Genomic DNA, 10,635 nt, shown 5'->3' with positions numbered 1-10,635 from the left:
CCTGGTCCCAGACACGTCAGACCAACGGGTTCCTGGAAGCCATCAACGGCCTGTTTCAGGCCGCCAAACGACGTGCTCGCGGCTACACGAACTTCGAAACTATGCGCACCGTGCTGTTCCTGATCGCAGGCAAGCTCGACTTCACTTCGATCAACCCGCATACCGCATAACCCATTCAGATTTCAAAAGAGCCGTACATAGTGTCTCCGAGAGGCGGGGTGAAATGGAACTGGCCGAATGGCCAGTCGAGCGGCGCACTGCTGCGAGGCAGAGTAAACGAATGCCGGCGCGTTTGCAGCGCGGCGACGCCGCATGCCGCATGCCGCGACGCGTGTGGTGCATCGTGCGGCCGCGCTCACGGCGCAGGTTGCGCGACCGTGGACGGACGCGCACGGGTTGCCGGCAGCGTAGCGGCCGGCGGCTTCGCCCGGCGGGATGGTTATCGGATAGCTCTGTTCGCGCAACGGTCGGATCGACGGTGCCGGCACATCGTCATTGAAGCGCAACTGATGCAGCGTGAAGTGATTCTGATCAACCGATCGAGACATCGGCAAGCGACGCGAGTGATACGCAACGTCGTCGAACCGCTGCCCGATTACGCAATGCGTCTGCTTGGACGGAAGATGTCGAAGTCAGTGCTCGTCATGCCGATGGGTGTCGATCGGCAAACGGCGCGCATGCGTCGCATGACAGGCGGATGCAATGCGAAACGGCCGGCGGTGCTGCGGATGCTTCGGCCGAACAGCCGGCCTTTGCCGGCATCTGCACCGAAGCATCCACACCGAAGCATCCGCATGCACCCGTAAGTGCCGCTTCGCAAACGTTAGCTTCAAACGCCGCGACTAACGCGGCACCGTGGTCAGCTCGATCACGCGTTCCGGCCGCCGCGCGTGGCCGGGCCAATGTTCGCGGCCATACATCCGGTGCACCACGCCGAGTATTTCATCGCCGACGGGCCGCGGCGCGTCGAATCCTTTTTCGATCATCACGTAGCCCGCGCGCAGCGCGAACACCGGGTGATTGCCACCCGGCCGGCTGTCGTAGCCGGCGAGGCCGTCATTGGATTCGGGCATCGCGTTGTCGAGCGACGCATTGCTCGTCGTCACCTGGTCGGGCGACATCGGTTCGCCGCGCGCGAGGCGCGCCGCCTCGCGGTTCTTGCCGTCCGTATCGACGGTGCTGTCGTGCGTGTCGTCGTTGTACAACTCGATGCTGCGCGGATGCGAGGCACGCGTTTGTGCAGACGATTCCATCGCGAATCTCCTGGCGGCGATGTGCTCCGGATCGATTCAAGTCCCGTTCCGGACACGACGGGAAACGGCGCGCGTGCAGTCGCCGCGGCTGCGCGGCGCGCGCTGATTTGTCGTGATTTATTTCACCTAGAAGAGCCGTTTTCTACAGAGTATGATTCTTTTCCTGCGAAGCGGCGACAGGGGACGAAGTATCGCCGCTTCCGCATGCACCAAGGCGGCGCATCACCCTTAACAGACGTGACGTAAACAAGAAACAAGGGACTTAAGGTGACGGACTCATGCAAGCGACATCAGCCTTCACGCATCGCGGTTATCTGTTGAACTGCGCGCCTGCGCGCGCCGGCGACGGGTCGTTCAAACCCTATGTCGTGATCTCACGATCGAGCGACGGAGAACTCGTCGCGAATCGTTTCTTTCCGTCGGAACTCCAGTTCAACGACGAAGGCGCTGCGATCGCGCATGCGCGCGACTGGGCGGTGCGCTGGATCGACGCGAGCAGCATCACGATCTGATCCTGATCCTGATCCTGATGCGGACGGCGCAGGCCAGCGTTGGCCGTCCGGCCGACCCGCCGGGAACGGCTTCCGATCGAAAAACGCGGTAATCTTGCCAAACCCGTCACTTTTATTTGCGGCCGTGCGCAGATCGCGCCCGCCGCCCGCTTTTGCATATGTCGAAATCGCTTGCCCGTCATTGGGGCCTCGAAGAGATCGTCGCCGGTTTGCGCGAGTCGCGTGAGGAACTGCATCGTACGCGCCATCCGCGCGGCATCCGTGAACTTCCGTCGCGGGATGCGATATGCAAGATCGTCACCGGCCTGCGTGCGTCGATGTTTCCGACGCACTACGGTGCACCGGACCTGACCGACGAAAGCGTCGACTATTACGTCGGCCATACGCTCGAGAGCACGTTGCGCATCCTGTCCGAACAGATCCGCCGTGCGTTGACGTTCCTGCCCGAACATTCGGATGCGCCGTTTCCCGAACTCGAGGAGCGTGCGTTCGGCATCGCGCGCGAATTCGGCCGCCAGCTGCCGGCGATTCGCGCGCTGCTCGTCAGCGATATCCAGGCCGCGTATGCGGGCGACCCGGCCGCACAGCACATCACCGAAATCCTGCTGTGCTATCCCGGCGTGCTCGCGATGATGCACCACCGGCTCGCGCATGCGCTGTACCAGCTCGGCGTGCCGCTGCTCGCACGCTTCATCAACGAGATCGCGCATTCGGCCACCGGCATCGATATCCACCCGGGCGCGCAGATCGGGCCGAGCTTCTTCATCGACCACGGCACCGGCGTGGTGATCGGCGAAACGGCGATCATCGGCGAGCGCGTGCGTGTTTACCAGGCCGTCACGCTCGGTGCGAAGAGCTTCCCGGCCGACGGTGACGGCGCGCTCGTCAAGGGCAACGCGCGCCATCCGATCGTCGAGGACGACGTGGTGATCTATGCAGGTGCGACGATACTCGGCCGCGTGACGATCGGCCGCGGCTCGGTGATCGGCGGCAACGTGTGGCTCACGCACAGCGTGCCGCCGGGCACGAGCGTCTCGCAGGGCAAGGTGCGCGAAGGCGACCGCGCGGAGAAGCCGTAACGGCCGAGTAACCGAACACGGGGCGAACACGGGGCGAACACGGCGCGATCATGACGCGATCATGACGCGGACACGACACGGTCACGGATACGGCGCCGGATGCGCGCCGTGTCACGGTCATTGCCGAATCGTACGGAGCGCGAAACCCGGGGCGCCGGTGTCAGTGCTCGCCCGTCGGCGAACGGTGCTTGTACAGCACGTCCTGATCGACGCGGATCAGGTTCTGCCCCGCGTCGACGACAAAATCCACGCCGTTGTATGCCGCGCCGGTCAGCAGCAGGATCGCGCGCGCGACATCGTCCGGGCCGGCGATGCGCTCGAGCGGCGTCGATGCACGGCTCGCGTGTTCGAAGTCGGCCTGGGTCTGGTCGTCGCTCGGCAGCATCAGGCCCGGGAACACCGCGTTCACGCGCAGCACCGGCGCGGCCGACAGCGCGAGCATCTGCGTCAGGTTGCCGAGCGCCGCTTTCGCAACCGTGTAGCTGAAGTGGTCGCGATGGAAGTTTTCCTTGATCTTCTGGTCGACGACGTTCACGACGACGCCTTGCTTGCCCGCCGCACGCGCCCGCTCGTAGAACGCGCGCGTGAGCAGGATCGGTGCACGGCAATTGACGCTCCACGCCTGGTCGAACGCGGCGAGGTCGAAGCTCGGGAAATGGTCCTGCCAGAACACCGATGCGTTGTTGATCAACACGTCGAGGCGGCCGAAGCGCGCATAGGCGGCATCGATCAGCGCGGTGATCTGCGCGGCGTCGGACAAATCCGCCTGCAGCGCCACCGAATCCGGCCCGCGTGCGGCGATCGCAGCGGCGGCCGCGTGCGCGGCGTCGGCCGACCGATCGTAGTGAATCGCGGTGCGATAGCCCTGTGCGGCGAAATACTCGGCGAACGCGCGCCCCGCGCGGCGCGCGGCGCCGGTCACGAGTACCACGGGCGCATCGGCCGTTTGCTTCGTAGGCTGCATTTACGTATTCGTCAGGTTCACTGAAGAGGGATTCGCGACGATCGACAGGAATTCGCGCCGCGTCGACGGATCGGTGCGGAACGTGCCGAGCATGCGCGACGTGACCATCTCGACGCCCGGCTTGTGGATGCCGCGCGTCGAGATGCACTGATGCGCGGCCTCGAGGATCACGCCGACACCTTTCGGCTGCAGCACGTCGAACAGCGTATCGGCGATCTGCACGGTCATCTTTTCCTGGATCTGCAGCCGCTTCGCGAACGCATCGACGAGCCGCGCGAGCTTCGAGATCCCGACGACGCGGTGGTTCGGCAGGTATGCGACATGCGCGCGGCCGATGATCGGCACCATGTGGTGTTCACAGTAGCTTTCGAAGCGGATGTCCTTCAGCACGATCATCTCGTCGTAGCCGTCGACTTCGCTGAACGTGCGCGCGAGGATGTCGCGCGGCTCGTGCGTATAGCCGGAGAAGAATTCCTCGTATGCGCGCACGACGCGCGCCGGCGTGTCGACCAGGCCTTCCCGCGCCGGATCGTCGCCCGCCCAGCGCAGCAGCACGCGGACGGCATCCTCGGCTTCTTCGCGGCTCGGTCGGGACGCGGCCTTCGCGGGCCGCGAGGATTTTTTACCCATGTATTCGCTCCATCGAGTACGGCCGCCTGCGGCGGCGCGATCGGGAGCATTGTTTCATGCTTTCGATGCGCGTGCTGCCCGCTTACTTCGGCCACTCGTCCTGCTCGTCATTGAACAGCGACGCGACGACGCCGCGCAGCCACGCGAGGCGCGGATCGTTGTGAAACTTGCGGTGCCAGTGCTGCTTGAGATCGAAGCGCGGCAGCGGCAGCGGCGGTTCGACGCGCGTGATGAACGCATGCTCGGCCGCATACGCATAGCCGATCGCGTGCGGCACCGTCGCGATCAGGTCCGTGCGGCTCAGGATGAACGGCAGGCTCATGAAGTGCGGCGTCTCGAGCACTGCGCGGCGATGCATCCGCTGCTTCGCGAGGTATTTCTCGAGCACTTCCTGGCTGCGTCCTTCGGCGCGCACGACCGCATGCCCGCATGCAAGGAACTGCTCGACGGTGAACGGCCGCGCCTGTTCGAGCGGGTGGCCGCGCCGCATCAGGCACACGAAGCGGTGCGTGAAGAGCCGCTGCTGGAAGATGTTGTTGCCGTCGAGATCGGGGAAGTAGCCGACCGCGAGATCGATCGAACCGGCTTCGAGTCCGCGCCCGATTTCATCGGGCGACAGCGACACCGAGCGCAGGTTCGCATTCGGCGCGAGCGTCTCGAACGCCTGCAGCAGCTTCGGCAGGAACACGATCTCGCCGACGTCCGACATTGCGATCGAGAACGTATGCGTGCTCGCCGCCGGATCGAAATCGTGCGGCGCGACGAGCCCGCGTTCGATCTGCGCGAGCGCATCGCGCGCGGCAGGCAACAGCGCCAGCGCGCGCGGCGTCGGCTCCATCCCGTGCGACGTGCGCACGAACAGCGGATCGCCGAAGTATTCGCGCAGGCGGCCGAGCGCCGCGCTCACGCGCGGCTGGCTCACGCCGAGCAGATCGCCGGCGCGGCTCACGTTGCGCGTGTCGTCGAGCGCGACGAGGTAGGGAATCAGGTTTAGATCGAGCGCGTCCATCGCGGCACCGGTATCGCCAGAACGTATACAACTTATCTCCTGAATCGCGTTGCCGCATAGTCGGGAAAGCGCTGAAATTCGTTTCATTACTCGAACCAATGTTCTGGAGACGAACCATGCGTACCCAGGTCGCGATCATCGGCGCCGGTCCGTCCGGCCTCCTGCTTTCCCATCTGCTGCGCCTCCAAGGCGTCGATTCCATCCTCGTCGAAGCGCGCTCGCGCGAGTATTGCGAGAACCGGATCCGCGCCGGCGTGCTCGAGCAGGGCACGGTCGACACGCTGAATGCGGCTGGCCTCGGCGACCGGATGCGCCGCGAAGGGCTCGAGCATCACGGCATCGAGCTGCTGTTTGCGGGCCAACGCCACCGCATCGACCTGACCGGGCTCACCGGCGGGCGCACGATCACCATCTACAGCCAGCACGAAGTGGTGCGCGACCTGATCGCGGCCGGCGTCGAGCACGGGCACGCGATGCATTTCGAGGTCAGCGACGTCGCGTTGCACGACATCGACGGCGACCAGCCGTTCGTGACCTTTACACACGCGGACGGCCGCGCGGACCGCATCGACTGCGACTATATCGCCGGCTGCGACGGCTTCCACGGCATCGCGCGGCAGACGATTCCACCCGAACACCAGCGCACGTTCGAGCGCATCTACCCGTACGCGTGGCTCGGCATCCTGGCGGACGCGGCGCCGTCGCTCGACGAACTCGTCTATGCGCATCACGAACACGGTTTCGCGCTGTTTTCGATGCGCTCGCCGACCGTCACGCGGCTCTATCTGCAATGCCGGCCGGACGAGAACCTCGACGCGTGGTCCGACGCGCGGATCTGGGACGAACTGCACACGCGCTTCTCGAACGACACGGGCTGGACGCCGGCCGAGGGCCGGATCACGCAGAAGAGCGTGACGCCGATGCGCAGCTTCGTGTCGGAGACGATGCAGTACGGGCGCCTGTTCCTCGCCGGCGACGCCGCGCACATCGTGCCGCCGACGGGCGCGAAGGGGATGAACCTCGCGGTCGCCGACGTCCGTGCGCTCGCCCGCGCGCTCGGCGCGCGTTACCGGCACGGCGACGCGGCGCTGCTCGACACGTATTCGGCCACCTGCCTCGAGCGCGTGTGGCGCGCCGAGCACTTCTCGTACTTCATGACGAACATGCTGCACCCGTCCGCGGACGACACGCCGTTCGTCAATCGCCTGAAACTCGCCGAGCTCAAGTATGTGACGCGCTCCCGGGCGGCCGCGCAGGCGCTCGCCGAGAACTACGTCGGCCTGCCGTTCGACGACGAGGCGGCCTCCGAAAGAACCCGCCTTGACAACGCGCTGTGCGCGCCCCTATGATCGGCCATCGTTCGCTAATCGAATCTAGGTTCGATTAGCGAACAAATGCCGGATCCGGATACGGGCCCGGCGCGGCACGCGACCCACGCGTGTTCCATCGACAGGCCGCGCATCGTGCCGCGGGTACGTATCAGGAAGAGACATGGTCAACAAGATTTTCGATTCGCTTCAGTCGGCGGTCGCCGACGTTTACGACGGCGCGACGATCATGATCGGCGGCTTCGGCACGGCCGGCATGCCGTCCGAGCTGATCGACGCGCTGATCGAGCAGGGCGCGCGCGACCTGACGATCGTCAACAACAACGCGGGCAACGGCGAGACGGGTCTCGCGGCGCTGCTGAAGGCGAAGCGGGTGCGCAAGATCATCTGTTCGTTCCCGCGCCAGAGCGATTCGCAGGTGTTCGACGCGCTGTACCGCGCGGGCGAGATCGAGCTCGAACTCGTGCCGCAGGGCAACCTGGCCGAGCGCATCCGCGCGGCGGGCGCCGGCATCGGCGGGTTCTTCACGCCGACCGGCTACGGCACGAAGCTGGCCGAAGGCAAGGAAACGCGCGAGATCGACGGCAAGCTTTATGTGTTCGAGAAGCCGATCCACGCCGATTTCGCGCTCGTGAAGGCTTACAAGGGCGACCGCTGGGGCAACCTCGTGTTCCGCAAGACCGCGCGCAACTTCGGGCCGATCATGGCGAGCGCGGCGAAGGTGTCGATCGTCCAGGTATCGGAAGTCGTGCCGCTCGGCGGGCTGAACCCCGAACACATCGTGACGCCGGGCATTTTCGTGCAGCGGATCGTCGAAGTGCCGCAGGCCGCGCATGCGGCCGAACTGGCCGCCGAACGCACCGCAGAACGCGCCGCGTCCCAAGCCGACTGACCGCCCGAGCCATGCATGAGACCGGAGTAGCCGCCAAAGTGCTGGCTCCGGTCGACAGGAGAACCCAGATGAAACGACTGACCCGCGATGAAATGGCCAAGCGCGTCGCGCAGGATATTCCCGAAGGCGCGTACGTGAACCTCGGCATCGGCGTGCCGACGCTGGTGGGCAACCACCTCGATCCGGCCAAGGAAATCTTTCTGCACAGCGAGAACGGCCTGCTCGGCATGGGCCCGGCGCCCGCGCCCGGCGAGGAAGACGACGAGCTGATCAACGCCGGCAAGCAGCACGTGACGCTGCTGACGGGCGGCGCATATTTCCACCACGCCGATTCGTTCGCGATGATGCGCGGCGGCCATCTCGATTACTGCGTGCTCGGCGCGTTCCAGGTGTCCGCGACGGGCGACCTCGCGAACTGGCATACCGGCGCGCCCGACGCGATTCCCGCCGTCGGCGGCGCGATGGATCTTGCGATCGGCGCGAAGCAGGTGTTCGTGATGATGGAGCACCTGACGAAGCAGGGCGAGAGCAAGATTGTCGCGCAGTGCTCGTACCCGGTCACGGGCGTGCAGTGCGTGAGCCGCATCTATACCGATCTCGCGGTGCTCGACGTGACGCCTGACGGCCTCACGGTATCCGAGATCTTCACCGACCTGTCGTTCGACGAGCTGCAGAAGCTGACCGGCGTGCCGCTCATCGACGCAACGCAGAAGGCCGCCGCCTGAACCGGAAGCAGCCGGTGTGCGCCGAAGCGCACGCCGGCGAGCTTCGGTGGACAATAGGCGCACGCCGTTTCCCATCCTGACGCCATGCTCGAAGACAGCGCCCGCCTGACCTCCCTCATCTGCGGCACCGAGCCGCTCAACCGGATCTGGTCGCCCCGCGCGACCCTCCAGCGCATGCTCGACGTCGAGGCGGCGCTCGCGCGCGCGCTTGCCGCGCAGCAGGTGATTCCCGCTGCCGCGGTCGCGCCGATCGAGCGCGCGTGCGATGCCGGCCGGCTCGACGCGGACGCGCTCGCGCGCGATGCCGCGCTCGGCGGTAACCTCGCGATTCCGCTCGTCAGGCAGCTGACCGCGCGCGTGAAGGCCGACGACCCCGACGCCGCGAAATTCGTGCATTGGGGCGCGACGAGCCAGGACATCATCGATACCGCGACGGTCCTGCAGCTGCGCGACACGCTCGACCTGCTCGAACCGATGCTCGACGACGCGTGCGCATCGCTTGCCAAGCTCGCCCGCACACATCGCGCGACGCCGACGATCGGCCGCACCTGGCTACAGCAGGCGTTGCCGATCACGCTCGGCCTCAAGTTTGCGCAATGGCTCGATGCGCTGCTGCGTCACCGCGCGCGTTTCGCTGAATTGCGCGCGCGGGCGCTGGTGCTGCAGTTCGGCGGCGCGGCGGGCACGCTCGCGAGCCTGCGCGAGCATGCGCGCGGCGTGACGGCAGCGCTTGCCGACGACCTGAAACTCGCGGTGCCGGATGTGCCGTGGCATACGCAGCGGGATCGCATCGCCGAGGCTGCTGCGTGCTTCGGCATGCTGACCGGCACGCTCGGCAAGATCGCGCGCGACGTGTCGCTGCAGATGCAGACGGAAGTCGGCGAGCTCGGCGAGCCGGCCGCGGCCGGCAAGGGCGGCTCGTCGACGATGCCGCACAAGCGCAACCCGGTTGGCTGCGCGGCGGTGCTGACCGCCGCGGTGCGTGCGCCGGGCCTCGTCGCGACGGTGTTCGCGGGGATGGTCCAGGAGCACGAGCGCGCGCTCGGCGGCTGGCAGGCCGAATGGGACGCGCTGCCCGACCTTGCGCGCCTGACGGGCGGCGCGCTCGCGCAGATCGCGCAGATCGTCGCGGGCCTCGACGTCAATACCGAACGCCTGGCCGCCAATCTCGACCTGACGCGCGGCCTGATTCTCGGCGAGGCGGTGATGCTCGCGCTCGGCGACAAGATCGGCCGGCTCGATGCGCACCACGTCGTCGAACACGCATCGAAGGAAGCGGTGCGCACCGGCGCGACGCTGTTCGACGTGCTCGCCGCCGATCCGGCTGTTGCCGCCCATCTGTCGCGCGATGCGCTCGCGCGGCTGCTGGATCCCGCACATTACGTCGGCGAGGCGCAGGCCTACGTCGACGCCGTGCTCGCCGCTTGTGCGAGTGCGATTCCACAAGGAGAACACTGATGCCTTTCGCCACTGTCAACGGCGTGCAACTGCACTACCGGATCGATCGCGCCGCGCGTGACGACGCGCCGTGGCTCGTCTTCTCGAACTCGCTCGGCGCCGACCTGCAGATGTGGGCGCCGCAGATCCGCCCGCTCACGCAGCACTTCAACATCCTGCGCTACGACACGCGCGGCCATGGCCACTCGGCCGCGCCGGCCGGCTCGTACACGGTCGACCAGCTCGCGGGCGACGTGATCGGCCTGCTCGATCACGTCGGCATCGCGCGCGCGCATTTCTGCGGGATCTCGATGGGTGGCCTGACGGGCGCCGCGCTCGCCGCGCGCTTTCCGTCGCGGATCGGGCGCGCGGTGCTCGCGAACACGGCCGCAAAGATCGGCTCGCCGGAAGTGTGGGGGCCGCGCGCGCAGAAGGCGCGCAGCGAAGGGATGGCGGCGCTCGCGGATGCGGTGCTGCCGCGCTGGTTCACGAACGCGTTCGCCGAGCGCGAGCCACGCCTGATCGATGCGATCCGCGACACGTTCGTGCATACCGACAAGGACGGCTATGCGGCGAACTGCGACGCGCTCGATGCGGCCGACCTGCGTGAGGAAGCGAAGGGCATCGCGCTGCCGGTGCTCGTCGTGACGGGCACGCAGGACCTGTCGACGCCGCCCGACCAGGGCCGCGCGCTCGCGGCTGCGATTCCCGGCGCGCAGCACGTCGAATTCGATGCCGCGCACATTTCGAACATCGAATGCACCGACGGCTTCAACCGCGCGCTGCTCGATTTCCTGACCGCCTGA

Annotated in this window: 13 protein-coding genes; 9 read left to right on the top strand and 4 right to left on the bottom strand. The window is 66.6% G+C overall.

The annotated features are described in order from the left end of the window. Together DID96_RS34500 and DID96_RS34495 are read left to right on the top strand one after the other, a co-directional pair. Positions 1–170 (top strand): transposase (locus tag DID96_RS34500; RefSeq protein ID WP_148094503.1); only part of this gene is annotated, 170 nt, incomplete at its 5' end. Between the two features lie 48 nt (positions 171–218). Beyond that, complete coding sequence (locus DID96_RS34495) at positions 219–806, top strand: hypothetical protein (protein WP_124603662.1); 588 nt, start codon at positions 219–221, stop codon at positions 804–806. A gap of 36 nt (positions 807–842) precedes the next feature. Here the strand turns inward: DID96_RS34495 and DID96_RS34490 are convergent, their stop codons facing one another. Then, positions 843–1,253: a DUF3005 domain-containing protein gene (locus tag DID96_RS34490; protein WP_124603661.1), complete on the bottom strand. Its 411-nt coding sequence runs from the start codon at positions 1,251–1,253 to the stop codon at positions 843–845. A gap of 278 nt (positions 1,254–1,531) precedes the next feature. Here DID96_RS34490 and DID96_RS34485 point away from each other — a divergent pair, with 278 nt between their 5' ends. Both DID96_RS34485 and epsC read left to right on the top strand, forming a co-directional pair. After that, positions 1,532–1,765, top strand: coding sequence for a hypothetical protein (locus DID96_RS34485; RefSeq protein ID WP_124603660.1), 234 nt, complete (start codon positions 1,532–1,534; stop codon positions 1,763–1,765). A 158-nt stretch (positions 1,766–1,923) separates the two neighbouring features. Next, on the top strand, positions 1,924–2,844 hold the full coding sequence (gene epsC, locus DID96_RS34480; protein ID WP_124603659.1) for a serine O-acetyltransferase EpsC: 921 nt from the start codon (positions 1,924–1,926) through the stop codon (positions 2,842–2,844). A gap of 160 nt (positions 2,845–3,004) precedes the next feature. On the opposite strand, the gene DID96_RS34475 is transcribed toward epsC, so the two are convergent. The 3 genes from DID96_RS34475 to DID96_RS34465 form a co-directional block, all read right to left on the bottom strand. After that, positions 3,005–3,808, bottom strand: a complete 804-nt coding sequence (locus tag DID96_RS34475; protein ID WP_124603658.1) for an SDR family oxidoreductase — start codon at positions 3,806–3,808, stop codon at positions 3,005–3,007. Then, the gene (gene folE / locus DID96_RS34470; protein WP_124603657.1) at positions 3,809–4,438 is read right to left on the bottom strand and encodes a GTP cyclohydrolase I FolE; all 630 of its coding nucleotides are present in this window, start codon (positions 4,436–4,438) and stop codon (positions 3,809–3,811) included. Between the two features lie 82 nt (positions 4,439–4,520). Beyond that, positions 4,521–5,447 carry a LysR family transcriptional regulator gene (locus tag DID96_RS34465; protein WP_124603656.1) on the bottom strand — a complete coding sequence of 309 codons (927 nt, stop codon included), beginning with the start codon at positions 5,445–5,447 and terminating at the stop codon, positions 4,521–4,523. Between the two features lie 116 nt (positions 5,448–5,563). On the opposite strand from DID96_RS34465, the gene DID96_RS34460 reads away from it, so the two are divergent. The 5 genes from DID96_RS34460 (at position 5,564) to pcaD (ending at position 10,635) form a co-directional block, all read left to right on the top strand. Then, positions 5,564–6,796, top strand: coding sequence for a 4-hydroxybenzoate 3-monooxygenase (locus DID96_RS34460; protein ID WP_124603655.1), 1,233 nt, complete (start codon positions 5,564–5,566; stop codon positions 6,794–6,796). Between the two features lie 142 nt (positions 6,797–6,938). Continuing rightward, entirely contained in the window at positions 6,939–7,667 is a 729-nt protein-coding gene (locus tag DID96_RS34455) for a 3-oxoacid CoA-transferase subunit A (RefSeq protein ID WP_124603654.1), read from the top strand. 68 nt (positions 7,668–7,735) lie between these two features. Continuing rightward, positions 7,736–8,392 (top strand): CoA transferase subunit B, encoded by a 657-nt coding sequence (locus DID96_RS34450; protein ID WP_124603653.1) that lies wholly within the window; start codon positions 7,736–7,738, stop codon positions 8,390–8,392. An 84-nt stretch (positions 8,393–8,476) separates the two neighbouring features. Then, positions 8,477–9,850 carry a 3-carboxy-cis,cis-muconate cycloisomerase gene (locus DID96_RS34445; protein ID WP_124603652.1) on the top strand — a complete coding sequence of 458 codons (1,374 nt, stop codon included), beginning with the start codon at positions 8,477–8,479 and terminating at the stop codon, positions 9,848–9,850. Further along, a complete protein-coding gene (pcaD, locus tag DID96_RS34440; RefSeq protein ID WP_124603651.1) occupies positions 9,850–10,635 on the top strand; it encodes a 3-oxoadipate enol-lactonase in 786 nt (261 codons plus the stop codon). The genes DID96_RS34445 and pcaD overlap by 1 nt, the downstream gene beginning before the upstream one ends.

It is taken from the genome of Burkholderia sp. Bp8963, assembly GCF_003854275.1.
Taxonomy (GTDB): Bacteria; Pseudomonadota; Gammaproteobacteria; order Burkholderiales; family Burkholderiaceae; genus Burkholderia.
The sequence above is the reverse complement of the archived record's forward strand: the minus strand, read 5'-3'. Positions and strand labels throughout refer to the sequence as shown.

Coding starts and splice junctions, on each gene's coding strand:
- DID96_RS34485 (WP_124603660.1), top strand. CDS start 1,532: ATGCAAGCGACATCAGCCTTCACGCATCGCGGTTATCTGTTGAACTGC.
- DID96_RS34490 (WP_124603661.1), bottom strand. CDS start 1,253: ATGGAATCGTCTGCACAAACGCGTGCCTCGCATCCGCGCAGCATCGAG.
- DID96_RS34460 (WP_124603655.1), top strand. CDS start 5,564: ATGCGTACCCAGGTCGCGATCATCGGCGCCGGTCCGTCCGGCCTCCTG.
- DID96_RS34465 (WP_124603656.1), bottom strand. CDS start 5,447: ATGGACGCGCTCGATCTAAACCTGATTCCCTACCTCGTCGCGCTCGAC.
- pcaD (WP_124603651.1), top strand. CDS start 9,850: ATGCCTTTCGCCACTGTCAACGGCGTGCAACTGCACTACCGGATCGAT.
- DID96_RS34475 (WP_124603658.1), bottom strand. CDS start 3,808: ATGCAGCCTACGAAGCAAACGGCCGATGCGCCCGTGGTACTCGTGACC.
- DID96_RS34455 (WP_124603654.1), top strand. CDS start 6,939: ATGGTCAACAAGATTTTCGATTCGCTTCAGTCGGCGGTCGCCGACGTT.
- DID96_RS34450 (WP_124603653.1), top strand. CDS start 7,736: ATGAAACGACTGACCCGCGATGAAATGGCCAAGCGCGTCGCGCAGGAT.
- folE (WP_124603657.1), bottom strand. CDS start 4,438: ATGGGTAAAAAATCCTCGCGGCCCGCGAAGGCCGCGTCCCGACCGAGC.
- DID96_RS34445 (WP_124603652.1), top strand. CDS start 8,477: ATGCTCGAAGACAGCGCCCGCCTGACCTCCCTCATCTGCGGCACCGAG.
- epsC (WP_124603659.1), top strand. CDS start 1,924: ATGTCGAAATCGCTTGCCCGTCATTGGGGCCTCGAAGAGATCGTCGCC.